At 64.8% G+C, this 25,635-nt stretch carries 18 protein-coding genes; 14 read left to right on the forward strand and 4 right to left on the reverse strand.

The window, feature by feature from the left end:
* From Q7J26_RS11180 to Q7J26_RS11210, 7 genes are all read left to right on the forward strand, one after another.
* A partial coding sequence (locus Q7J26_RS11180) for a substrate-binding domain-containing protein (protein ID WP_304936521.1) occupies window positions 1-817 on the forward strand: 817 nt, incomplete at its 5' end.
* A 63-nt stretch (window positions 818-880) separates the two neighbouring features.
* Window positions 881-2,035 (forward strand): fumarylacetoacetate hydrolase family protein, encoded by a 1,155-nt coding sequence (locus Q7J26_RS11185; protein ID WP_304936522.1) that lies wholly within the window; start codon window positions 881-883, stop codon window positions 2,033-2,035.
* Complete coding sequence (locus Q7J26_RS11190; protein WP_304936523.1) at window positions 2,032-2,790, forward strand: SDR family NAD(P)-dependent oxidoreductase; 759 nt, start codon at window positions 2,032-2,034, stop codon at window positions 2,788-2,790. Before Q7J26_RS11185 ends, Q7J26_RS11190 begins: the two co-directional genes overlap by 4 nt.
* A 57-nt stretch (window positions 2,791-2,847) precedes the next feature.
* Window positions 2,848-4,281: a sugar porter family MFS transporter gene (locus tag Q7J26_RS11195; protein WP_304936524.1), complete on the forward strand. Its 1,434-nt coding sequence runs from the start codon at window positions 2,848-2,850 to the stop codon at window positions 4,279-4,281.
* A gap of 80 nt (window positions 4,282-4,361) precedes the next feature.
* Window positions 4,362-5,804, forward strand: coding sequence for an aldehyde dehydrogenase family protein (locus tag Q7J26_RS11200; RefSeq protein WP_304936525.1), 1,443 nt, complete (start codon window positions 4,362-4,364; stop codon window positions 5,802-5,804).
* Between the two features lie 3 nt (window positions 5,805-5,807).
* The gene (locus Q7J26_RS11205; protein WP_304936526.1) at window positions 5,808-6,662 is read left to right on the forward strand and encodes an SMP-30/gluconolactonase/LRE family protein; all 855 of its coding nucleotides are present in this window, start codon (window positions 5,808-5,810) and stop codon (window positions 6,660-6,662) included.
* The gene (locus Q7J26_RS11210) at window positions 6,659-7,543 is read left to right on the forward strand and encodes an aldose 1-epimerase (RefSeq protein WP_304936527.1); all 885 of its coding nucleotides are present in this window, start codon (window positions 6,659-6,661) and stop codon (window positions 7,541-7,543) included. The genes Q7J26_RS11205 and Q7J26_RS11210 overlap by 4 nt, the downstream gene beginning before the upstream one ends.
* 13 nt (window positions 7,544-7,556) lie before the next feature.
* On the opposite strand, the gene Q7J26_RS11215 is transcribed toward Q7J26_RS11210, so the two are convergent.
* From Q7J26_RS11215 to Q7J26_RS11225, 3 genes are read right to left on the reverse strand one after another with little or no spacing between them, the layout of a single operon-like run.
* Window positions 7,557-8,195: a 2-dehydro-3-deoxy-6-phosphogalactonate aldolase gene (locus Q7J26_RS11215; RefSeq protein ID WP_304936528.1), complete on the reverse strand. Its 639-nt coding sequence runs from the start codon at window positions 8,193-8,195 to the stop codon at window positions 7,557-7,559.
* A complete protein-coding gene (locus Q7J26_RS11220; RefSeq protein ID WP_304936529.1) occupies window positions 8,192-9,082 on the reverse strand; it encodes a 2-dehydro-3-deoxygalactonokinase in 891 nt (296 codons plus the stop codon). Before Q7J26_RS11220 ends, Q7J26_RS11215 begins: the two co-directional genes overlap by 4 nt.
* Before the next feature lies 1 nt (window position 9,083).
* A complete protein-coding gene (locus tag Q7J26_RS11225; RefSeq protein ID WP_304936530.1) occupies window positions 9,084-10,658 on the reverse strand; it encodes a sodium/sugar symporter in 1,575 nt (524 codons plus the stop codon).
* Window positions 10,659-10,848: 190 nt separating this feature from the next.
* Here Q7J26_RS11225 and Q7J26_RS11230 point away from each other — a divergent pair, with 190 nt between their 5' ends.
* The 3 genes from Q7J26_RS11230 (at window position 10,849) to Q7J26_RS11240 (ending at window position 14,309) form a co-directional block, all read left to right on the forward strand.
* Entirely contained in the window at window positions 10,849-11,622 is a 774-nt protein-coding gene (locus Q7J26_RS11230; protein WP_304936531.1) for an IclR family transcriptional regulator, read from the forward strand.
* 76 nt (window positions 11,623-11,698) lie between these two features.
* Window positions 11,699-12,505: an SDR family NAD(P)-dependent oxidoreductase gene (locus tag Q7J26_RS11235; RefSeq protein ID WP_304936532.1), complete on the forward strand. Its 807-nt coding sequence runs from the start codon at window positions 11,699-11,701 to the stop codon at window positions 12,503-12,505.
* Between the two features lies 1 nt (window position 12,506).
* A complete protein-coding gene (locus Q7J26_RS11240; protein WP_304936533.1) occupies window positions 12,507-14,309 on the forward strand; it encodes an IlvD/Edd family dehydratase in 1,803 nt (600 codons plus the stop codon).
* An 11-nt stretch (window positions 14,310-14,320) separates the two neighbouring features.
* On the opposite strand, the gene Q7J26_RS11245 is transcribed toward Q7J26_RS11240, so the two are convergent.
* Entirely contained in the window at window positions 14,321-15,835 is a 1,515-nt protein-coding gene (locus Q7J26_RS11245; protein ID WP_304936534.1) for a tryptophan halogenase family protein, read from the reverse strand.
* Window positions 15,836-16,053: 218 nt separating this feature from the next.
* Between Q7J26_RS11245 and Q7J26_RS11250 the strand changes: the two genes are divergently transcribed.
* The 4 genes from Q7J26_RS11250 to Q7J26_RS11265 form a co-directional block, all read left to right on the forward strand.
* Window positions 16,054-18,915 (forward strand): TonB-dependent receptor, encoded by a 2,862-nt coding sequence (locus Q7J26_RS11250; protein ID WP_304936535.1) that lies wholly within the window; start codon window positions 16,054-16,056, stop codon window positions 18,913-18,915.
* A 141-nt stretch (window positions 18,916-19,056) separates the two neighbouring features.
* The gene (locus Q7J26_RS11255) at window positions 19,057-20,646 is read left to right on the forward strand and encodes a DUF5597 domain-containing protein (protein ID WP_304936536.1); all 1,590 of its coding nucleotides are present in this window, start codon (window positions 19,057-19,059) and stop codon (window positions 20,644-20,646) included.
* Window positions 20,647-20,672: 26 nt separating this feature from the next.
* Window positions 20,673-23,603, forward strand: coding sequence for a TIM-barrel domain-containing protein (locus tag Q7J26_RS11260; RefSeq protein ID WP_304936537.1), 2,931 nt, complete (start codon window positions 20,673-20,675; stop codon window positions 23,601-23,603).
* A gap of 57 nt (window positions 23,604-23,660) precedes the next feature.
* A partial coding sequence (locus tag Q7J26_RS11265) for a sialate O-acetylesterase (RefSeq protein WP_304936538.1) occupies window positions 23,661-25,635 on the forward strand: 1,975 nt, incomplete at its 3' end.

The following is a 25,635-nucleotide window of genomic DNA, read 5'->3' on the forward strand; positions in this document are numbered from 1 at the left end:
CGATGGCGGGCGCATCGGCCTGCTGTACGCCAACCCGTCCAACGCCTATCTGGCCGAGGTTCTGTCCGGGGCGCTGGAAGGCGCCCGTTCCGTGGGCCTGCTGCTGCTGATCGAACCGTCCCAGGCCGGTGCGCCGGAAGAAGAGCGGCAGGCGGTTCAGCGGCTGGCGGCGGGTGGGGCGCAAGGGGTGATCGTGCCCCCGCCCCTGGGCGAATCACGCGCCACACTGGACGCCATCGCCAAGAGCCGGATGAAGGCCGTGGTTCTGGCCGCTCCCGCCGCCAGCGATGATCTGGTCTCTTTGCGGGTGGATGATGTCGGCGCCGCCCATCAGATGACCAAACACCTGCTGGACATGGGGCATCGCGTCATCGGCTTCATCGTCGGTCGCCAAGATCAGACCGCCAGCGGCGACCGCCTTCGTGGCGCACAGACGGCCGTGGATGACGTGGACGGTGCGGTGCTGCAGGTCGAACCCGGCGATTTCACCTATCGCTCCGGCTTCGAGGCCGGGCGTCGGCTGCTGGCCCAGGCGCAGCGCCCGACCGCCATCTTCGCCAGCAACGACGACATGGCCGCCGGGGCCCTGGCGGCTGTGCACGCCGCCGGCCTGTCCACGCCGCGCGATGTTTCTGTGGTCGGTTTCGACGACACCTATCTGGCGGCCAGCGTCTGGCCGGCTCTGACCACCATCCGACAGCCGGTGGCCGCCATGGCCCGTCGCGCCGCCATCATTCTGGGCCGTGGCGGCGAGATTTCCGGCCCTGTCGCTCACGAACTGATCCTGAGAGAAAGTACGGCGCCGCCTGCCGATTGACAGCAGGCTTTGTATGCAAGATGGTAGCGCTACCACATCGAAGAGTGTGGATGGGAGACGATCTTGAACCTTGCCTCACACCTGCCGGCGGACTGGCGCGACGCGCGCCTGCTGGGACGGATCATGACCCCGGCCGGGCCTTCGCCTGTGCTGGCCCGGGGCGGTCGCCTCTATGACATATCAGGCCAGGTCGCCACGACGGCCGAGGCTGTGGCGCGCGACGATCTGGATCGGGTCGAAGGCGTCGATCTGGGCGCGCTCGACGAACTGTCGTTCGCAACGGCCTGGGATGCGGCGGGTCAGGCGGACATCACCCTGCTGTCGCCGCTGGACCTGCAGTGCATCAAGGCGTCCGGCGTCACCTTTGCGGTCTCGGCTCTCGAGCGGGTGATCGAGGAGCGGGCGCGTGGCGACGCCGACGCCGCCAATGCGGTACGCCAGTCCATCCTCGACCGGATCGGCGGCGACTTGAAGGATCTGCGACCGGGCTCGGAACAGGCCGAAGCGGTCAAGACGCAACTGATCGCCGACGGCCTGTGGTCGCAGTATCTGGAAGTCGCCATCGGCCCCTATGCCGAGATATTCACTAAGGCGCCGGTGCTGGCTTCGGTCGGCTGGGGCGCTGAAGTGGGCGTTCGCGCAGACTCTGCCTGGAATAATCCGGAACCCGAGGTGGTGGTGATCTGCGATCCGGCTGGCCGCCCGGTCGGCGCCAGCCTGGGCAATGACGTCAATCTGCGCGACATCGAGGGGCGTTCGGCTCTGCTGCTGGGCAAGGCCAAGGACAACAACGCCTCCGCCGCTATCGGCCCCTTCATCCGTCTGTTCGACGACGGCTTCGGCATGGACGACGTTCGCGCCGCGACCGTGCGGCTGGAGGTCGAGGGGACAGACGACTTCGTCATGACGGGCGAAAGCTCGATGCGGCTGATCAGCCGCGATCCTGAGGAACTGGTGCGCCAGACCCTGAGCGCCCACCAGTATCCGGACGGTTTCGCCCTGTATCTCGGCACCATGTTCGCGCCGATCGAGGATCGAGACGCGCCGGGCAAGGGCTTCACCCACAAGATCGGCGACCGGGTCCGCGTCTCGTCCGAGAAGCTGGGCGTGCTCGAGAATATCGTGACCACCTGCGACCAGGCCCCGGCCTGGCGGTTCGGGGTGGTCGAGTTGATGCGTAATCTGGCCGCGCGCGGCCTGCTGGGAGCCTCTGTATGAGTCGCGCCGTCTATCCGTCGCTGAAGGACCGTCTGGTCGTCGTCACCGGCGGCGGTTCCGGCATCGGCGCCGGCTTTACCGAGGCTTTTGCGCACCAGGGCGCCCGCGTCGTCTTTCTCGACATCGCCGAAGCGGATTCGCGCGTGCTGGAGTCGTCTCTGGCTCATCTATCGCCGGCGCCCGTCTTCCATCCGTGCGACCTGACCGACGTCGCCGCGCTGCAGACCTGTCTGGCGGACGTGATCGCCGCCCATGGTCCGATCGACGTCCTGATCAACAACGCCGCGAATGACGACCGTCACACGCTGGCGGAGGTCACGCCCGCGTATTGGGACAACCGCATCAATGTGAACCTGCGCCACCTCTATTTCGCGGCCCAGTCGGTCGCGACCGGCATGCGCGAGAAGGGGCGGGGGGTGATCATCAACCTCGGCTCGATCAGCTGGCATCTGGGCCTGCCCGACCTGTCGCTGTACGAAACCGCCAAGGCAGGCATCGAGGGCATGACCCGCGCCCTGGCCCGTGAGCTGGGCGGGGACGGGGTGCGGGTGGTCTGTATCGTGCCGGGCAATGTCCAGACCCCGCGCCAGATGAAATGGTACACGCCCGAGGGCGAGGCCGAGATCGTCGCGGCCCAGTGCCTGCCCGGACGGCTTCAGCCCGAGGACGTCGCCGCTCTGGGCCTGTTCCTCGCTTCGGACGACGCACGTTTGATTACAGGCCACGAGTATTTCGTGGACGCCGGCTGGCGTTAGGATTTCTTTCGCCGATCAACGCCCGCGTCAGACGGGCTCTTTGGGAGTTTTATCGAGATGGCAGGACCAATGGGGGGCTCAGGCCCTGATATTGCGGGCGACGACCGCGTCAACATGGCCTTCATCGCCCTTATCGTGGCGGTCGCCACCATCGGCGGCTTCATGTTCGGCTATGATTCCGGCGTGATCAACGGCACCCAGGACGGTCTGGAGGCCGCCTTCAACCTGTCGGCGCTCGGCACCGGCTTCAATGTCGGCGCCATCCTGCTGGGCTGCGCCGTCGGCGCCTTCATCGCCGGACGTCTGGCGGACGCCATCGGCCGTCGCACGGTGATGCAGATCTCGGCGGTCCTGTTCATCATCTCGGCCTTCTGGGCCGGAGCCGCCGACACCTCGGCCCACTTCATCATCGCCCGGTTCATCGGCGGCCTGGGCGTCGGCGCCGCCTCGGTGCTGTCGCCGGCCTATATTTCCGAAGTCACCCCGGCCTCGATCCGCGGCCGGCTGTCGTCGGTGCAGCAGATCATGATTATCACGGGTCTGACCGGCGCCTTCGTGGCCAACTATGTGCTGGCCCGCACCGCTGGCGGATCGACCGCCGACTTCTGGCTGGGCTTCCCGGCCTGGCGCTGGATGTTCTGGCTGCAGGTCATCCCCGCCGCCATCTATCTTCTGGCCCTGCTGGTCATTCCGGAAAGCCCGCGCTTCCTGGTGGTCAAGAAGAAGGACGCCCAGGCCGAGGCCGTGCTGTCCAAGCTGTTCGGGCCGGGCGCCGGCGCGCGCAAGGTGCAGGAAATCCGCGCGTCGCTGAATGCTGACCACAAGCCGAAATTCTCGGATCTGTTGGACCCATCGACCAAGAAGGTGCGCCCCATCGTCTGGGCCGGTCTGATCCTGGCCGTGTTCCAGCAGCTGGTCGGCATCAACATCGTCTTCTACTACGGCGCGGTGCTGTGGCAGTCGGTCGGCTTCTCCGAGAATGACGCGCTGCAGATCAACATCCTGTCGGGCGTCCTGTCGATCGCGGCCTGTCTGGCGGCCATTTCGGTGATCGACAAGATCGGCCGCAAGCCGCTGCTGCTGATCGGTTCGGCCGGCATGTTCGTGACCCTGGCCGTCGTGGCCTGGTGCTTCTCGCGCGCCGCCCTGATCGATGGTTCGCTGCACCTGGACGACAACACCGGCCTGACCGCCCTGATCGCCGCCAACGCCTATGTGGTCTTCTTCAACTTCAGCTGGGGGCCCGTCATGTGGGTCATGCTGGGTGAAATGTTCCCCAACCAGATGCGCGGTTCGGCCCTGGCTGTCGCCGGCTTCGCCCAGTGGATCGCCAACTTCGCCATCTCGGTCAGCTTCCCCTGGATGGCCGCGACACTCGGCCTGGTCGTCACCTACGGCTTCTATTCGGTCAGCGCCCTGATCTCCTTCTTCCTGGTTCAGGCCTGGGTCAAGGAAACGCGCGGTCGCGAACTGGAAGACATGACGGGCTGATTTCCGGCCCGTCCATACCTATCTCCCCGAGACGGGCGGCGCTCCCCCGCCGCCCGTCAGCCTTATGAAAAGGACATCCCATGACCGACACGCTTGAACTCTCCCACTGGATCGGCGGCGAGAAGGTCTCCGGCGCGTTCGCCGGCGAGAGCCTCAACCCGTCCGACACGCGCGACGTCGTGGCCCGCACGCCCAAGGGCGGGGCGGCCGAGGTCGATCAGGCCGTCGCCGCCGCCCGCGCCGCCTTCCCGGGCTGGTCCGACGCCTCGCCGGAAGTCCGTTTCGACGTGCTGGACAAGGCGGGTTCGCTGATCATGGCGCGCGCCGCCGAGATCGGCCGCCTGCTGGCGCGCGAAGAGGGCAAGACCCTGCCCGAGGGCATCGGCGAGACCATGCGCGCCGCCCGCATCCTGAAATATTTCGCCGGCGAGGCGCTGCGCGTCCACGGCCAGAACCTGGCCTCGACACGTCCCGGCGTCGAAATCCAGACCTATCGCCAGGCGGTCGGCGTCTTCGGCCTGATCACGCCGTGGTACTTCCCCATCGCCATTCCGGACTGGAAGATCGCCCCGGCCATCGCCTTCGGTAATACGGTCGTCATCAAGCCCGCCGGCCCGACCCCGGCCACGGCCGAGGCCCTGATCGCGGTCCTGCATGAGGCCGGCCTGCCCAAGGGCGTGGTCAACATGGTCATCGGCGACGGCGACGTCGGCCGCGCCATCGTGGCCCATCCGGGCGTGGACGGCATCAGCTTCACCGGCTCCCAGGCCGTGGGCGCCGGCGTCGCCGAGGGCGCGATGAAGCGTCAGGCCCGGGTCCAGTTGGAGATGGGCGGCAAGAACCCGCTGATCGTGCTGGACGACGCGGACCTGGACCGCGCCGTCGCCGTCGCCCTGGACGGGAGCTTCTTCGCCACCGGCCAGCGCTGCACCGCCTCCAGCCGCCTGATCGTACAGGACGGCATCCACGACCGCTTCGTCGCCGCCCTGGCCGAGAAGGTCGCGGCCCTGCGTGTCGGCGACGCCCTGGATCCCAACACCCAGATGGGCCCGGCGGTCAGCGAGGCCCAGCGCGAAACCTCGTACAAGTACATCGACATCGCCCGCGAGGCCGGCGGCCGGATCGTGACCGGCGGCGAGCGCCCGAACCTCGACAAGCCGGGCTGGTACGTCCAGCCGACCCTGATCGCCGACACGGTCGCCGACGCCCGGATCAACAACGAAGAGGTCTTCGGTCCCGTCGCCTCGACCATTCGCGTCGCCAGCTATGAAGAGGCCCTGGCCGTCGCCAACGGCGTCGAGTTCGGCCTGTCGGCCGGCATCGTCACCCAGTCGCTGAAATACGCCCGCGACTTCCAGAAGAACGCCCGCGCCGGCATGACCATGGTCAATCTGGCCACCGCCGGGGTCGATTACCACGTGCCGTTCGGCGGATCGAAGAAGTCGAGCTATGGCTCCCGGGAACAGGGCTTTGCTGCGGTGGAATTCTACACCCAGATCAAGACTTCCTACTCGGCGAGCTGATCTATGAGCGATGTGGAACTGGTTTGGGATATCCAGGCGGAGCTGGGCGAAGGCCCCGTCTGGGACGCCGAGCGCAAGGCGGTATGGTTCGTCGACATCAAGGGTCGAAAACTGCACCGCTACACGCCCGCGAGCGGCGAGACCGCTTCGTGGGACACGCCGGACCAGACCGGTTTCGCCCTTCCTGCGGATGACGGGGCGCTGATCTGCGGGGTACGGGGCGGCTTGCACCGTTTCGAGCCCGAGACCGGCGTCTTCACCCTGATCCAGCCGGTCGAGCAGGATCGGCCGCAGAACCGACTGAACGACGGCTTCGTCGCGCCGGACGGGTCGCTGTGGTTCGGGTCGATGGACGACAGCGAACAGGTCCAGACCGGCGCCCTCTATCGCTGGTTCCAGGGCGAGCTGACCCGTCATGACGACGGCTACGGCGTCACCAACGGGCCTTGCCTGAGCCCGGACGGCCGGACCCTTTACCACCATGACACCCTGGCCAAGACGGTCCTGGCCTTCGACCATGCGGGCGGGGTGTTGTCGAACCGGCGTATCTTCGCCGTGACCGAGGACGGCTATGCGGACGGGCCCAGCATGGACTCCTCCGGGGTCCTGCACGTCGGCCTGTTCAACGGCTGGGGCGTGGCGAAGTTTTCACCGCAGGGCGAGCGGATCGGCAAGATCGAGGTTCCGGTCCAGACCGTGACCAAGGCCGCCTTCGGCGGAGAGGATCTGCGCGACCTCTATATGACTACGGCCTGGCTGGGGAACGCCGACAAGCGCGCCGAGCAGCCGACCCTCGGTGGGCTTTACCGGGTTCGGGTCGAGACGCCGGGCCTGCCGCAGAACAAGATCCGCCTGTGAGCCTGCTGAGGCTGACGGCAGGGGACTGGCGCGCCACCGTAGCGCCGGAGCAGGGCGGGGCGATCCTGAGCCTGGATTGGCGGGGACAGCCTGTGTTCCGGCCGACGCCCGAAGGGACGACCGACATGCTGGAGACGGCCTGTTTTCCTCTGGTCCCCTACGCCAACCGGATCGCCGACGCGCGGTTCGGGTTCGAGGGGCGGGATGTGCGGCTGGCGGCGCTGGACCGGTTCACGCCCCATGCCCTGCACGGCGACGGCTGGCTGAACCCCTGGACGGTCGAGACGGTCTCTGACGACCGCGTCGAGATGCGCCTGGACTGGCCGGGCGAAACGACGGCGGAAGGATTGGGCTGGCCCTGGCCCTGGCCCTGGCGCGCACGCCAGACGGTGGAACTGACGGAGCAGGGGCCGGAGATCAGCCTGTCAGTGACCAATGTCGGCGACACTGTCATGCCTGCGGGCCTGGGTCTGCACCCCTATTTCCACAGGTTCGAGGATTCCCGCCTGAACCTGTCGGCCACCGGGGTCTGGTTGACCAATAAACGCGAGATTCCCGAGCGGATCGCGGCGCCCGACGCCGTGGCGGACTGGAAGAACGGACTGGCCCTGGCCGAGGCGCCCTTCGTCGATCACGCCTATGCCGGCTGGACCGGAGAGGCCGTACTGGACGGCGGCGGGCGGCGCGTGGTGATGCAGGCCGACGGCGCGGACTGGACCCAGGTCTATGCCCCCGTCGGCGCGAACTTCTTCTGCGTCGAGCCTGTGACTCATCGGCCCGATGTTCTGAACGCCCCGTCCGGCGAACAGGGCGGGCTGGCGCGGTTGCTGCCGGGCGAGGGCCTGACGCTGGCCATGCGCTTGACGGCTGAGGAGGCTTAGCGCGACGGCGAAATCACCGGGGCGGGGCGGCTTCGGTCCAGGCCGAGACGAAGGCGGCGGCGTTGCGGCCGACCTGTTCCGGCGACTGACCGGGCTTGAAGACGGCTGAGCCTATGCCGAAGCCGGAGGCGCCGGCCGCGAGCCATTGGCCCATGCTGTCCGGATCCACGCCGCCCACGGGATAGACGCGCGTCGTGGCCGGCAGAACGGCGCGCACCGCCTTCAGCCCTTTGGTTCCCGCGACTTCGGCCGGGAACAGTTTCAGGGCGTCGGCTCCGGCGTCCAGGGCGGCGAAGGCTTCGGACGGGGTGAAGAAGCCGGGCAAGGACAGCAGGCCCAGGGCCTTGGTCTCGCAGATCACGTCGGTGTTGGTGTTGGGCGAGATGATCAGCTGGCCGCCGGCCTGTGCGACCTCTCGCGCTGCGGCGACGGTCAGGACCGTGCCGGCGCCCACCAGAGCGCGGCCATCCAGCGCCTCGCGCAGACGGCGGATGCTCTCCAGCGGATCGGGCGAGTTCAGCGGCACTTCCAGGCACCGGAATCCGGTGGCGACGATGGCTTCGCCCACGGCCACGGCCTCATCGGGCGTAAGCCCGCGCAGGATGGCGATCAGGGGCAGGGCGTCCAGGCTTTCGACGGCGACGGGGATCATCGGGATGCGGCCTCGTGAATGCGCCACAGACCCTTGGCCGTGGCGGCGGCTCCGTCCGCGATCCGGACGTCGTGGAAACCGCCTTGCGCCAGGGCGGCGGCGTAGCGGCGGCATAGGGCGTCGGCGCCGATCAGGATGATCGGCCGTTCGCGCGTGTCGATCTGGGCGGCGACCTCGGCCCCGATCAGCAGGCCGGACAGATAGTCAGCGGCCGAGGCCGGCGAAAGCCGCCCTGCCAGTCCCTCGACCCGCACCGAGAACAGGGCGGCGGTAAAGGCCGGGTCATGCAGCGCTCGCACCACCCCGGCAGCGAAGGCGTCGTCGTCAACGCCGGGATCGCCCATGTCCGCGCCCAGAATCGTGCCCTTGCGGATGGCTGCGAACAGCTCGCCCGTCATGAAGGTGCGAAAGCCGGTGATCCGACCCTGGGTCGTGCGGATCCATTTGCTGTGGGTGCCTGGGCCGATGATCACGGCCTCGTCGGGCGCATCCAGACCGAAGACCTGGGTCTCTTCGCCGCGCACGACATCCTGAAGTCGATCGTCTTCGAACACGGCGACGCCGGGCACGAGGCGGACCAGGGGCGCGTCATCCGGCGAGGCGACGGCGCCGGCCAGATCCGCGACGCCGGCGGGGCAGGGCAGATAGGCCATTTCGCGCCAACGTCCCCGCGCGCCGGCCATGCCGCTGACCAGAACAGGCAGGCCTTCGCTCAACCAGTCGCCGGCGACGTCCCGAAGGACGTCATGAAACTGACCGGGCGCCAGGCCGCCGGCGCCGCGCGGGTCTGAACGGCTGTCCAGAACCCGGCCGCCGTCGGCGATCCGCATGACGCGCAGATTGCTGGTGCCCCAGTCGACGCCGATCAGGCCTGCAACAACGCTCACCTTACCACCAGATCGAATAGACCAGGATCAGGAAGGCGACGACGCCGACGGCGGCCAGGTTGAAGCCCAGCGACGTCTTGTAGCTGATCTGGTCCAGCTTGATCTTCATGGCGTCCGGCTTGGCCGGGACCAGCAGCGACACGATCACTGCAGCGATCAGCGAGACGACGAAGACGACGGCGACCCGATTCATGAACGGGAAGATGAACTGGCCGCTCTCCTGCAGCCACCAGAAGATGGCTGACAGCACCACAGAACCGATGGCGGCGGTCAGGGCGCCTGCCTCGGACGCCCGCTTCCAGAACAGGCCCAGCATGAAGATGACGACGATGCCCGGCGTGAAGAAGCCGGTGAACTCCTGGATGAACTGGAAGGCCTGGTCGAACCCGCCCAGCAGGGGGCGTGCGGTCAGGATGCCGATGATCACGGCGACCACGGCGGCGATGCGGCCGACCGTGACCAGCTGATGCTCGGGCACGTCCTTCTTGATCTTGGCGTAGAGGTCCAGGGTGAAGATGGTCGAGATCGAGTTCACCTTGGACGCCAGCGAGGCGATGATCGCGGCGATCAGGGCGGCGAAGACCAGACCTTTAAGCCCGACCGGAAGCAGGTTCATCATGGTCGGATAGGCCTGGTCCGGCGCCGACAGGTTCGGCGCCAGGATCAGGGCGGCCATCCCCGGCAGCACCACGATCACCGGCATCAGCAGCTTCAGATAGGCGGCGAAGGCGATGCCCTTTTGGGCTTCGTGCAGCGACTTGGCGGCCAGGGCGCGCTGGATGATGTACTGGTTGAAGCCCCAGTAGCTGATGTTCATGACCCACAGGCCGCCCAGCAGAACGGCGATGCCCGGCAGTTCCTGATAGTGGGGGTTGTCCTTCGACAGGATCATGTCGAACTTGTCCGGGAACTCAGTCAGCAGGGTGTGGAAGCCGGCGAGGGCGCCGCCTGCGCCGCCGATGGTCGACAAGGCGATAAAGCCGATGATCAGACCGCCGCAGACCAGCAGGGCCACCTGGACGATGTCGGTCAGGGCCACGGCCTTCAGGCCGCCCCACAGCTGATAGGCCAGGGCGAAGACGCCGATGGCGACGATGGCGTAGTCCTGATTGAAGCCGGTGACTGTGTGGACGGCGATGGCGCCCAGCCACAGGATCGAGGTCACATTGACGAAGACGTAGAGCAGCAGCCAGAAGACGGCCATGACGTTGCGAATCGTCGGGCCGTACCGCTGCTGCAGGAACTGCGGCATGGTGACGATGTCGTTGCGCAGGAAGATCGGCAGGAAGAACTTGCCGACGATCAGCAGGGTCAGGGCCGCCATCCATTCATAGGAGGCGATGCCCAGGCCGATCACATAGCCCGAGCCGCTCATGCCGATGATCTGTTCGGCCGAGATGTTGGCCGCGATCAGCGAGGCGCCGATGGCCCACCAGGGCAGGCTCTTGGAGGCCATGAAATAGTCGGTGGAGGTCTTCTGCTCGCCGGTCTTGTTGCGAGAGACCCACTGGGCCAGGCCGAAGATGAAGACGGCGTAGATCGCCAGGATCGCCAGATCGATGCCCGCAAGCGACATGGTGCATTCCCCCAAAACGGCCCTTTGGTTCGGGCTCGAACGCAAAGCCTAGGGGAGGCGTCAACGGCCCGCAATGATATTTTATATGTGCGTAGAGATTTTACCCGCGACAATGATACGGTGATCAATCCGGCGCGCTTCTCGACAAGAGGCGCCACCGGTAGCGTACGAATCTCGCCGGAGGACTCCTATGACCGACCCAGACCAGACCGACGACCGCAAATATCGTGCTCCTGCGCTGGAAAAAGGGCTGGATGTCCTCGAACTCTTGTCCGCTCAAGGCGAGGCGATGACGCCGTCGCAGATGTCTGCGACCCTGGGGCGTTCGGTCAGCGAACTGTTCCGCATGATCCAGGTGCTGGAGTTCCGCGGCTATATCGAACAGTCGTCCGACGGCTATCGCCTGACCAACCGCCTCTTCACCCTCGGCATGACCCAGGCGCCGATCAAGTCGCTGGTCGATGTCGCCATGCCCGCCATGCGGGACCTGGCGTCCAGCACCATGCAGTCCTGCCATCTGGTGGTGCCCTCAGGCGATCAGATCGTGGTCATCGCCCGAATCGAGAGTCCCGGCGACCTGGGCTACTCAGTGCGGATCGGTTATCGCCGCAGCATCTTGGACGCCACCTCAGGCCTGATGTTCTACGCCCGCGCCAACGAACGGGCGCGCAATCATCTGCATGAAAGCCTGGTCGCGCTGTTTGGCGAGTCGGCCGTCGCCGATTTCTCCGCCCGCGCCCATGCCATGACCCAGGGCGCTCACGTCGAACGAGACAGCGACTTCGTTAAGGGCGTCACCGATCTGGTCGCCCCGATCATCGGGTCGGACGGAATCATCGCCACCCTGATCACCCCCTTCATCGAACAGGCCCACCTGGTCTGCACCAAGGCTGAGGCGGCCACGCTGTTGGTGCACGCCGCAAGCGTGATTTCCGACCAGATGAGCGCCGTCTCTCAAGCCTGACGTTCTTTCGGACGCGTCTACCGTTGACAGGAACAATGGCGGTTGTCATTTTCGTTGACGGTAACGAGTTTCATTTGTGAAAGATCACAAGCCGCCGATCAACGGCGGGCGTCGGGGAGGCGCGCTGACGATCATGGCCGCTATCTATTCCGACCTGAAGGACAAGACCGTCATCGTCACGGGCGGCGCCGGCGGCATAGGCGAGGGCATCGTCCGCGCCTTTCATGCCCAGGGCGCGCGGGTTGGGTTTCTGGATATTGACGTTGAGCGCGGTCGCCGACTGCAGGCGGAGTTAGGCCAAACCGCCTTGTTCGTCGCTTGCGACCTGACCGACATTCCCGCGCTGAAAGCCGCCGTCATCGAGATCCGGACCGCATTCGGTCCGATCGACATTCTGGTCAACAACGCCGCTCACGATGAACGGCACGCCACCCTGGACGTCACCGAAGACTATTGGGACGGCCGCATGGCCGTGAACCTGAAACACCAGTTCTTCGCCGCTCAAGCCGTGCTTCCGGACATGCAGGCGACCGGCAAGGGCGCCATCGTCAACCTGGGCTCCACATCCTGGATTATCGGGCAGGGCGGGATGCCGGCCTATACGGCGTGCAAGTCCGCCGTCATCGGTCTGACCCGTTCGCTGGCCCGCGACTTCGGCCCGTTCGGGGTCCGGGTGAACGCCGTGGCCCCCGGTTGGATCATGACCGAACGACAGCTGGAGCTCTGGGTCACGCCGGAGACCGAAAAAGAGATCTACGCCAACCAGTGCCTCAAACGCCGACTCGTGCCGGACGACATCGCCAAGATGGTCGTCTTCATGTGTTCGGACGAGGCCGGGGCGATCACCAATCAACACTATGTCGTCGATGGCGGCTGGACCTGAAATGACCGATACTCCGAAGACCGCCAAGACGCTCCGTAGCCGCGCCTGGTTCGACAATCCGGAAAACCCGGATATGACGGCGCTCTATCTGGAGCGTTATCTGAACTACGGCCTGACGCGCAAAGAGCTCCAGTCGAACAAGCCGATCATCGGCATCGCCCAGACCGGCTCGGACCTGTCGCCGTGCAACCGCCACCACCTGGTGCTGGCCGAACGCGTCCGCGAAGGCATTCGCGAGGCCGGCGGCATCGCCATGGAGTTCCCGGTCCATCCGATCCAGGAGACCGGCAAGCGCCCGACCGCCGGCCTGGACCGAAACCTGGCCTATCTGGGTCTGGTCGAGAGCCTGTACGGCTATCCGCTGGACGGCGTCGTCCTGACCATCGGCTGCGACAAGACCACGCCCGCCTGTCTGATGGCGGCGGCGACCGTGGACATCCCCGCCATCGCCCTGTCGGTCGGCCCTATGCTGAACGGCTGGCACCGGGGCGAGCGCACCGGCTCGGGCACGATCATCTGGAAGGCGCGTCAGATGATGGCGGCCGGCGAGATCGACTATGACGGCTTCATCGAACTGGTCGCCTCGTCCGCCCCTTCGGTCGGCTATTGCAACACCATGGGTACGGCGACGACGATGAACTCGCTGGCCGAAGCCCTGGGCATGTCGCTGCCCGGCTCGGCCGCCATTCCCGCCCCGTATCGCGAGCGCGCCCAGGTCGCCTATGAGACCGGCCTGCGCATCGTCGAGATGGTGCATGAAGACCTGAAGCCGTCGGACATCCTGACGAAGGAAGCCTTCCACAACGCCATCATCGTCAACTCGGCCATTGGCGGCTCAACCAACGCCCCGATCCACCTGACCGCCCTGGCCCGCCACGCCCACGTCGATGTACCGTTGCAGGACTGGCAGACCGAGGGACTGCACGTGCCGCTGTTGGTAAACCTCCAGCCGGCGGGCGAATATCTGGGCGAGGACTATTTTCATGCGGGCGGCGTGCCTGCCGTCGTGTCCGAGCTGATGAAACAGGGGCTGATCCGCGAGAACGCCCTGACCGTCACCGGCAAGTCCATCGGCGACAACTGCCGGGACGCCGAGATCATCCTGCCGGACGTGATCAAGAGCTTTGACGCCCCGATGAAGACCGACGCCGGCTTCGTCGTCTTCACCGGCAATCTGTTCAACTCGGCCATCATGAAGCTGAGCGTGATCTCGCCCGAGTTCCGCGAACGCTATCTGTCCAACCCCAACGACCTGAACGCCTTCGAAGGCCCGGCCGTCGTCTTCGACGGGCCCGAGGATTATCACCACAGGATCGACGACGAGAGCCTGGGCATCACCGAACAGACCCTGCTGTTCATGCGGGGCGCCGGCCCCATCGGCTATCCAGGCGCGGCCGAGGTCGTGAACATGCGGCCGCCGTCATACCTGATCAAGAAGGGCGTCAGCGCCCTGGCCTGTATCGGCGACGGGCGTCAGTCCGGCACCTCGGGCTCGCCCTCGATCCTCAACGCCTCGCCCGAGGCGGCGGCCGGCGGCAATATCGCCTTGCTGAAGACCGGCGACCAGGTGCGGATTGACCTGAACACCGGCCGCGCCGACATCCTGATCTCGGACGAGGAACTGGCCGAACGGCGCAAGGCGTTCGAGGCCGCAGGCGGCTACAAATACCCCGCGTCCCAGACACCCTGGCAGGAAATGCAGCGCGCCGTCGTCGGACAGCTGGAAACCGGCGCTGTGCTGGAGCCCGCGATCAAATACCACCGCATCGTCGATAAGTTCGGCCTGCCGCGCGACAACCACTGAGGCGAGCGGACCTACGCGGCGTCCGCTCGGCTATGGCGGTCGATGAACTGCTGGTGTGTGGGCATTCCCGCGACGCCTTTTTCAATGACCGCGCGAATTTGGGCCAGACGCGCGGTCATTAGGTGCTCCGGCGTTTGATCCGCCATCGGATCATGACCAGACGGTACGATTCCTTGGCCTAGCATGACCGCGACCCAACTCGTGTGGGCGAACAAGTCCTCGTGGCGGCCCATGACTCGTCCGCGTGAGCGAAACAGGTCGATTCGTTCTTTCAGGCTGTCGGGCGTCTCGGTGGCTTTGACATGGCGCCAAAACTCGGAGTCATTTCTTTCGCCTGCGTGATAATGCAGGATGATGAAGTCGCGGGCATGTTCATACTCCTCGCGCATCAACTTGTTGTACTTGTCGATGTCCGCCTGATCGAACCGCTTGTCAGGGAACAGCGACATCAGCGTCGTCACTCCGCTCTGGATCAGGTGAATACTGGTGGATTCGAGCGGCTCCAGGAATCCGGAGGCGAGGCCTAGTGACACTACATTCTTGTTCCACGCCTTTCGGCGGCGCCCGGTCACGAATTTCAGGGGACGCGGGTCCGCCAGGGGGCTGCCGTCTAGATTCGACAGCAAAGTGTTCCGTGCGGCCTCATCAGAGGTGAAAGCGCTGGCGTAGACATGGCCGTTGCCCGTGCGGTGCTGCAGTTGAATGCGCCATTGCCAGCCTGCGTCGTGGGCTGTGGATCGCGTATAAAGGGTCGGTGCGCCGACTGCTTCGCACGGCACGGCCAGGGCCCTGTCCATTGGCAGCCAATGCGACCAGTCTTCATATCCCGTTTCCAGCGCCTGTTCGATCAGCAGACCCCTGAAGCCCGAGCAATCGATGAACAGGTCGCCCTTGATCTGACGCCCATCGTCCAGCGTTACGGCGTCGACAAACCCGTTTTCCGCGTTCAACGTCACGTCGATAATCTTCGCTTCGATGCGATTCACTCCCCGAGCCATAGCCATCTCGCGCAGGAAGCCCCCATAGAGGCTCGCATCGAAATGATACGCGTAGGCCATGCGCGAATGGACGTGGCGTGGGTCATCCAACGTCCGCGTAAACCGCCCGGCCTTCATCGCCATTATCGGCAAGGAATAGGCGTCGATCTCGCCAACTCGGGGATTGTTGCGCAGCCTCAGCCAATGCTGGTGAAACGCAAGACCTTCCAGATCCGCGCCATATGTCCCGAACGGATGGATGTATTCATTGCCTAGCCTGCCCCAGTTCCGGAACTGGATGCCCAATTTGTAGGTCGCCTGGGTCCGGCGGACGAATTCGTTCTCATCGATTCCTAGCAGCCGGTTCAGTGTCAGGATCGGCGGGATCGTCGCCTCGCCAACGCCGACCGTACCGATGTCAGGCGACTCGATCAGATCAATTTGCGCGTAATCGCGCGCCAGACTTTTGGATATGACGGCTGCGGCCATCCAACCGGCAGTTCCTCCGCCGACGATGACGATCCGCTTGATGCCAAAATCTGCTGTCATGGTCTTCCTCCTGCCCCAGAGCCGTTCACCGCGATACGTCGTCGCCGCATTGCCGCCCCGAAAAATGTTACCGCTACCGAAAACAGTTTTCTTTCTGTGAAACTTGTTGCATCCTTAAAACCGGGTCAAGCGGAACGCAGGCCCGTTGTCTTGGGAGAGATGCCCGTCCAGCACGCCCTCAGAGCGTGCGCGGCATCAGAGGGAAGGGGAAGAGACTCATGTCTCGAATCACTCGCGCCAACCGCTTCGCACTTCTGTGCGGTGCGTCCATTTTGTCATTATCGGCTATTGCCACGCCTTCGCTCGCCATGGCGCAGGAAACGACTGCACCGGCCCAAACTGACCAAGACGAAGCAGCCGAGGTCGGTGAGATTGTGGTCACCGGTCTGCGGGCCAGCTTGGCTTCGGCCCAGTCGATTAAGAAGAACTCTGAGCAGTTCGTCGACTCCATTACAGCAGTGGACATCGGTCGTCTGCCTGACGTCAACGTCGCCGAGGCGCTGCAGCGCGTTTCCGGCATCCAGATCACACGCAACTACGGTGAAGGTTCGGGCATCGCGATTCGCGGTCTGACGAACGTTCGTTCCGAGTTGAACGGCCGCGACATCTTCAGCGCCAGCGGCGGTCGTGGTCTGAGCTGGGAGGAAGTCGGCTCCGATTTATTGGGCGGTGTGGATGTCTACAAGAATCCGTCTGCCGAGATGATTGAAGGGGGGCTCGGCGGCACCATCAATCTGAAGACCCGGATGCCGTTCGACGCGCCGGGCCGTCTCTTCTCGGTTAGCACAGCCTACACTCATTACGATCTGGCCAACGACGATGGCTACAACGCGTCCTTCCTGGCCAGCGACCGTTGGCAAACATCAGCCGGTGAGTTCGGCGCTCTACTCAACATGTCTTCTGGCGAAACCTCGTTCCGCCAGGATATCGACGTCGTCGAGCCTTATCTCGTGCGCACTGACGTGCCCGGCTATATCGGTCAGGAGATCGCCGTTCCAAACGGCGGCGGCATCAACGTTGGTTTCGGCGGTCGCAAACGCTTCAGCGCCGCCGCCGCCCTGCAGTGGCGCCCTAACGACCGCACCGAATTCTATCTGCAAGCTTTGCGGACGGAGTACACCTTCAATGACAATGGTTTGTCGTTCTTTGCCTATGGCGGCAACGGCGTGCCTTTGGAACTGGCTCCTGGCGCTGCCTTTACTGTTGAAGACGGCGTCGCGACCTCTGGCTCCTTCATTAATCCGGGCGTGGACCTCGTTACCTTCGCCACCACCCGTGACACCCAGACGACCGATATCTCCATTGGCGGCAAATGGCGGCCGACCGACCGCCTAGAGATCACCGCCGATCTGCAATATATCGACTCCAAGGTCGAGCAGCAGACAATGAACCTGACGGCCAGCGTCCTCAACGACGTGTCTGGCCCGCGAGATGCTGAGGGAAATCCCCTGTTTCCTGGGAACTACGTCGTCAACTTTGACACGCGCCCCAAGATTCCCGAGTTTTCCGCCACCAATGGCTATTTTGAGGACATCGACAACTACGGTCTGACCGCTGTCCTTCCCTATGCTGAAAAGAACGATGCCGAAAGTTGGGCTGGACGCGCTGATATGCGTTGGGACTTCGAGGAGGGTGGCTTCTTCAGAGATTTCCGCGCTGGGGTTCGCGTAACGGACCGGACGGCAATCAACCGCTCGACGACATACGGAACCTGGACGGCGATTGGTTCAACCTGCGCCAACTGGTCCAACGAGTCGGGATGCTATCGTCTGGCCGACTTCCCCGAATATGCGGAACAGTTTCCATATAACAACAGCTTCCTGAACGGCGAGGGCCAGGGCGCCTTCGGCAATGTTTGGATGTTCGGCCTGAATCAGGTCGGTAATCCGCAACAGGTGTTCGATTTCCTGAATGCCGCGCCGTTCAATCAGAACATCGGGTTCCGCTCTTTCGACGACCCAGCCGCACAGGTTTCCAACATCTCGGAAACGACCTATGCCGCATATGGCGTTATGCGGTTCGGCTCGAATATCATGGGCAAGGACTGGGATGGTAATCTCGGTCTGCGCATAGTGAAGACGGAATCAGCTTCGGATGGTTTCGAAACGATCACATATCGCGATCCAAACAGCGCCGGCGCTACGCCGACCACTCTGACGATCGTCACGCCGATCGTGGGAACCAACAAATATACCGATATACTGCCCAGCCTGAATCTGCGGATGTTCCTGACGTCGGAACTGCAACTTCGTTTCGCGGCCTCTCAGAACGTGGCTCGTCCCGACTTCAGTCAGCTCAACGCCAGCTACAGCATCAGCCCAACCTATGCAGCAGGTGGCGACCTGACGCCGGCCCCTGGCGTGCCTGGCACCGGAACCGCTGTCGGCAATCCGCTGCTTGATCCGCAACGCGTGACCGCCTTGGATTTCGCAGTTGAATGGTATTTCTCACCGGTCGGCTTCGTCTATGCGACCGCATTCAAGAAGGACATCAAGGATCTGTTCTTCAATGTCACAGACATTGAGACCTATGACCTTCCAGGTCTGGGGCAGGTGCCATTCAACATCACGCGTTTGAAAAACGTGGATGAGGGCACGCTTGAAGGTTTTGAAATCGGCGGCCAACGGTTCTTTGATTTCCTGCCTTCGCCGTTTGATGGTCTGGGCCTGCAGGCAAACTACACCTTCATCGATTCCAATGCGGCGACGGTTGCAGCCAACGCGCAGACGGGCGGCGCTGAGATTTCAGTGCCCATCGAAGGCCTGTCAGAGAACAGCTACAACCTAGTGCTGCTCTATGAAAAATACGGCTTCAATGCACGTCTGGCTTATAACTGGCGCGATGACTTCCTTAAGACTACTCAGGGTGTGGGTACAGGCCAACTGCCGATATTCGGCAAGGCCTTTGGTGTTCTCGATGGTTCAATCAGCTATGATTTCAACGAACGGCTAGCGGTTACTGTTGATGCACAGAACATTCTGAACACGGAGTCTCAGACCTACCAGATTACTGAGAACCGCTATCGCGATTATCAACTCGATGATCGTCGTTTCAGCATTCGGGTACGTCTCCGCTACTAAGATTAGCCCACCCCTCGTTATGACCGGGCGTCGCCGATCGCGGCGGCGCCCGTTTTTAGTTCCAGTATATCGTGAGGACATGAGATGATTACGGGTCGATTGTTCAGGGTGTTGGCAACAGGTGTCGCACTCGTTGGATCCTTGGCGGTCGCCCCGGTGCAAGCCGCCGAACCTATTCCGCAACTCGTCACGCAGAACGGCCGCCACGCCCTGATGGTGGATGGCGCGCCCTTCACCATTCTGGGCGCCCAGGTCAATAATTCGACCAACTATCCCGCGCCCTTGGCCGAGGCCTGGCCGGCGATCCGCTATGTCGGCGCCAATACGGTTCAGGTTCCCATCGCATGGGAGCAGTTGGAGCCGGAGGAGGGGCGGTTCGACTTTTTGTTTGTCGATCATCTGGTGCAGGAGGCGCGGCGAAACGACGTGCGTCTGGTCATCCTGTGGTTCGCCACCTGGAAGAACACCTCTCCCAAATACGCCCCGGCCTGGGTCAAGCTGAACCCGACGCGGTTTCCGCACCTGATCCAGAAGGACGGCACGGAGTCCTATGCGATGTCGCCCTATGGCCAGGAGACCCTGGCCGCCGACGCCCGCGCCTTCGCCGCCCTGATGCGTCACATTCGCCAGATCGACGAACGCGAGCGCACCGTCATCATGGTCCAGCCGCAGAACGAGACGGGCACCTACGGATCCGTCCGCGACTATTCGCCCGCCGCCCAGGCCGCCTTCGACGGTCCCGTGCCCCAGGCCCTGCTGGACCGGACCGGCCGATCGGCCGGAACCTGGTCGGCCGTGTTCGGCGAAGAGGCGGAGGAGTTCTTCCACGCCTGGTCCATCGCTTCGTACGTCAATACGGTCGCAGAGACGGGCAAACGCGAATATCCGCTGCCGATGTACGTCAATGCGGCCCTGCCTGATCCGCATGAGCGCGTCGCCCCGACCAACTACGCCTCGGGCGGTCCCGTCTGGCCCGTCATCGACGTCTGGAAGGCCGCAGCGCCGGCGATCGAGATGCTGAGCCCCGATATCTACAATCGCGATTCCCATACCTACGAAGGTCAGCTGGATCGCTACGCCCGACCGGACAACGCCCTGTTCGTGGCCGAGACGGGCAATGATGCGCCCTATGCCCGCTATCTGTTCTCGGTCCTGGGCCGGGGCGGCGTCGGCTATTCGCCGTTCGGCATCGACTATACGGGCTATGCCAACTATCCGCTGGGGGCCCCGGCGGTCGATGAAAAGACTCTGACGCCGTTCCGTGACGCCTATCGGCTGGTCGCCCCGTGGCAACGGATCTGGGCCCGCGCCGCCTTTGCCGGCAAGGTCTGGGGTGTGGCGGAGCCTGACGACCGGGCGTCGCAGACGCTGGACCTGGGCGATTGGACTGCGACCGTCGGCTACCGCCGCTGGCAGTTCGGTCAGCCGGACTGGACCTGGCTGGGCGCGCTGGCCGATGTTCCGGGCACGGACAAACCCAACGGCGGCGCCCTGATCGCCGAGATCGCGCCCGGAGAATATATCGTCACCGGCTATCGCGCCCGCATCGACTTCGCCGCCAAGCCCTCGACCGACGGCAAGCGCCGCATGGTCGTCCGCTATGAGGAAGGCCATTTTGACGACGCCGGGAAATGGATCTTCGAACGTATCTGGAACGGAGACCAGACCGACTACGGCCTGAACTTCACCGACCGTCCGCAGTTGCTGCGCGTCGTCACCGCCACCTATTGACCGAAACTGTAAAAGCGAGCGCCTTCATGACCTCGACCCTCGCCCGCCGGCTGATGCTGGCCACGCTGATGATCGCTCCTCTGGGAGCCTGTTCGACCCTGATGGACAGCGCCTCCGCCGGCGCGATCCAGCAAGCCGCCTTGGAACGTATCCCCGCCGGCGTCGTCATCGCCCCGACCGAAGGCGCCGCGCGTCGCGTGCGGCTCGAGGTCTATGGCCCAGAGACCATCCGCGTCACCGCGACCGAAGACGCCAATCTGGATCTGCCCGCCAGCCTGATGGTCACGGCGCAGCCCTCGACCACCACCCCGTTCGAGGTCGAGACCCAGGGCGATCTGGTGGTGTTGAAGACGGCCGAGGCTACGGCCGAGGTGTCGCGCCGCACCGGCGCCGTCCGCTTCCTCGACGAAAACGGCCAGGAAGTGCTGAAGGAGCGTCCGAACAGCCGCGAACTGAACCCCGTCACGGTCGAGGATCAAAAGGGCGACCATCGTTTCCTGGCGACGCGCCAGGTCTGGGAAAGCCCGGCGGACGAAGCCTTCTATGGCCTGGGCCAGCATCAGCAGGGCCTGATGAACCAAAAGGGCCAGGATGTTCTGCTGGCCCAGCACAATATGGACGTGGGCGTGCCCTTCGTCGTCTCCAGCCGCAACTACGGGGTCCTATGGGACACCAACGCCATCACCCGTTTCGGCGACCCGCGCCCCTACGGCATGCTGTCGGATCGCCTGATCGTCCGTGACGCCGGCGGGGCCTTCGGGGGTCTGACCGCCAGCTACTATCAGGACGGCGTCCTCAAGGTCAGCCGCCCTGAAGGCGAGGTGAACTATGAGTTCATCCGCGACCAGCAGCGTTGGCCCGAGGGTCTGAAGGCCCAGCCCGGCGCTCCGGTCCAGACCGGCGACATGGGCAAGCCCGGCCAAGCCGGCGTCAGCGTCGTCTGGGAAGGCACGATCGAGACCGCGACCGCCGGCCTGCACAAGTTCCGCCTCTATTCGTCCGGCTATGCCAAGGTCACGATCAACGGCAAGCTGGTCGAACAGAACTGGCGCCAGAACTGGAACCCCTTCGACCATGATTTCCAGGTCGAGATGGCGGCGAACACCCGGGTGCCGATCAAGATCGAGTGGACGCCCGAAGACGGCTATATCTCGCTGCGCCACATGGACCCCCTGCCGGCCGCCGATCAGGGCGCGCTGAGCCTGGCGTCGGAAGTCGGAACGGCCATCGACTACTATTACGTCGGTGGCGACGACATCGACGGCGTCATCTCCAACTATCGCGGCCTGACCGGCAAGTCGGTGATGCTGCCGCGCTCGGCCTATGGTTTCTGGCAGAGCCGCCAGCGCTACAACAATCAGGAAGAGGTTGTCGGCGCCGTGCGTCGCTATCGCGAACTGGGCCTGCCGATCGATATGGTCGTCCAGGACTGGTTCTACTGGCCCGAGAACGCGTGGGGCTCGCACCAGTTCGACCCGGCGCGTTATCCGAACCCGACCCAGATGGTGAAGGATGTTCACGACATGAACACCGACATCATCATCTCGGTCTGGCCGAAATTCTATCCGACGACTGAGCACTACAAGCAGCTGGACGCCATCGGAGGCATGTACACGCGCAACGTCGATGTCGGCGCGCGCGACTGGGTCGGACCCGGCTACGCCAACAGCTTCTACGACCCCTATCTGCCCGCGGCCCGCGAGCTGTACTGGAAGCAGATGTCCGACAGCTTCAAGGGCATGGGCTTCGACGGCTGGTGGCTGGATTCGGTCGAGCCGGACATGCACTCCAACCTCGACATCCCCGAGCGGACCCTTCGTATGGGGCCGACGGCGGCCGGGCCGGGCGCCTATGTGTTCAACTCCTATCCGCTGGTGAACGCCGAGAACGTCTATCGTCGCTTCCGAGCCGAACATGAGGGGCAGCGCACCACCATCCTGACCCGTTCGGCCTGGGGCGGGCTGCAACGCACCGGTTCGATCCTGTGGTCCGGCGATGTCGTCGCGCGTTGGGACAATCTGCGCGACCAGATTTCGGCGGGCGTCAACGCCGGCCTGTCGGGGATCGCCAACTGGACCCACGACATCGGCGGCTTCTCGGTCGAGGCCCGCTATTCGAACCCGGCCGGCATGAAGCCTGAAGACAAGGCCGAGTGGGACGAGCTTCAGCTGCGCTGGTTCCAGTTCGGCGCCTGGTCGCCGATCTTCCGCTCGCACGGCGAGTTCCCGCTGCGCGAAGTCTATAATCTGGCCGAACCGGGCACGAACTATTACACGGCCTACGCCGAGCAGATGCGCACCCGTTACCGGCTGATGCCCTATATCTACAGCCTGGCCGGCGACACCTATATGCGCGACGGGACCATCATGCGCGGCCTGGTCATGGACTTCCCATCCGATCTCAAGGCCCGCGATGTGGCCGACCAGTATATGTTCGGTCACGCGCTGATGGTCGCCCCGGTCACCGAATACAAGGCGCGCAGCCGTTCGGTCTATTTCCCGGCCGGCGCTGAGTGGTACGACCTGCTGACCGGCCAGAAGTACGCCGGCGGCCAGTCGGCCAACGTTCAGGCGGCCGTGGACAAGATCCCCGTCTATGTTCGCGCGGGCTCCATCCTGCCCACCGGTCCGGCCATCACCTATACGTCCGAGAAGCTGGACGGTCCCCTGACCCTGGTCGTCTATACCGGGGCGAACGGCGCCTTCTCCCTCTATGAGGACTCGGGCAAGGACTATGGCTACGAGCGCGGGGAGTTCTCGAACATCCCGATGACCTGGGACGACGCGCGTGGCGTCCTGACCGTCGGGGCCCGCACCGGCGCCTATCCGGGCATGCCGACGAACCGGACCATCAATGTGCGCTTCGTCAGCGGACCGGGGACGGATGTCGGAAACTTCGACGCCGCGCCGGCCAAGACCATCCAGTATACGGGCCAGGCGGTCGAGATTCGCCGCTAGACCGACACCAAGTTTCGCCCCGGTTCGTCCGGGGCGAACGCGTTTAAGGAGGCGCATATGCGCTCGATCCTGCTCACAGCCGTGGCTGCCGCTGTCCTGACGATGACGACGGTCGTTCCCGTCAATGCCCAGGCGCCGATCCAGAGTCAGGGGGGGCAGCCTGTGCTGGACCCCATGTTCCAGGACCACGCTGTCCTGCAACGCGGCCAACCGGTCGCGGTCTGGGGCAGGGCGACGCCGGGTGCGGGCGTCTCGGTCAGCCTGGGCCAGACCCAGGTCCAGACGACCGCCGGCGCCGACGGCGCCTGGCGCGCGACCTTGCCGATCCTGACCGCCGGCGGCCCCTACACCCTGACCGCACAGGCCGACGGCGCGACGCAGACCCTGTCGGACGTCATGGTCGGCGACGTCTGGCTGTGCTCAGGCCAGTCGAACATGGAGTTCGCGGTCCGCCAGGCGACCAATGCCGAGAGCGAGATCGGCGCCGCCAACGACGCGAACCTTCGCCTCTTCCTGGTCGGTCGGTCCAGCCTGCCCGCGCCCGCATCCACACCCCATTCGGTCGGCCAATGGCGCACGACCAGCCCCGACAGCGTCCGTGATTTCTCGGCCGCTTGTTATTTCATGGGGCGCGACCTGCGGCGGACGGACAATGTGCCTGTCGGCCTGATCGCCGCCTCCTGGGGCGGTTCGATCATCGAGGACTGGCTGAGCCGCGACGCCCTGGTGAAACTGGGCGGCCACGACCAGGCGCTGAACGCGCTGGACGCCTACGCTCGCAACCCGTCTCAGGGCGACGCGCTCTGGCGCGAGATCACCCAGGCCTGGTGGGCGGCCAACGACCCCGGCATCAAACAGGGCTGGAACCTGCCCCGCACGAGCGACGCCGACTGGGCGCCGATCCCGGCGGAGGGCTTCTGGGAATCGACGGTTCCGGGTCTTGAAACCTACGACGGCGTCGTCTGGCTGCGCAAACAGGTCGAACTGACTGCCGCCCAAGCAGGCCAGGCGGCGACGCTGGAACTGGGGCCGGTGGACGACGCCGACGTCACCTGGGTCAACGGCCGCTATGTGGGCGGGGGGCAGGGCTGGGATACGCCGCGAACCTACGCCCTTGCGGCCGGAAGCCTGAAGCCGGGTTCCAATCTGATCGCGGTCGGGGTGCTGGACACCAACGGCGGCGGCGGCGCCTGGGGGCCGGCGGCGAACAAGCGGCTGGTGTTCGCGGACGGGACCAGCGTCTCCCTGTCGTCGGGCTGGCGCCACCGCGTCGCTGCGCCTCTCGGCGACCTGCCCAACCCGCCGCGCACGCCCTGGATCGGCGGCAGCGGCACGACCACCCTCTATAACGGCATGATCGCTCCCCTGGGCGCCTATGGGCTTAAGGGCATGGCCTGGTATCAGGGCGAGTCGAATGTCGGCGACTATGTCGGCTATCGCCGCCTGCTGCCGGCCCTGTTCGCCGACTGGCGCGCCCGGTTCGAAAGCCCCGAGATGCGGATGCTGGTCGTGCAACTGGCCAATTTCGGTCCGATGGCTGGCCAGCCGACAAACTCATACTGGGCCGCCCTGCGCGAAAGCCAGCGCACGGTAGTCAACGCCGATCCGCTGGCGGGTCTGGCCGTCGCCATCGATATCGGCGACCGCTACGACATCCATCCGACCAACAAGCTGGAGGTCGGGCGGCGGCTGGCGCTGGAGGCGCGTCGTCTGGACGGAGTCGCTCAGCCGGTCTCGCCCCAGCCGGTTGCGGTCGAGCGCGGTGCAGACGGCGCCCACGTCCGCTATGCGCCGGGCACGGCCTTGACCGCCTATGGCTTCAACCGACCCATCGGATTCGAACTGTGCGATGCGAACGGCGTCTGCCGTTTCGTCGATGCGACCGTCGCCGGCGATCAGGTGATCCTGGCGTCCGCGCTGCCCACCGACGTCAAGGTGCGGCTGTGCTGGGCCGACAGCCCGATCAGCAACCTCAACGGACCCGCCGGCCAGCCTGCGGTCCCGTTCGAGGCCCCGATCCGCATATCGTGCC

This window comes from Brevundimonas sp. (assembly GCF_030656255.1).
GTDB lineage: Bacteria > Pseudomonadota > Alphaproteobacteria > Caulobacterales > Caulobacteraceae > Brevundimonas.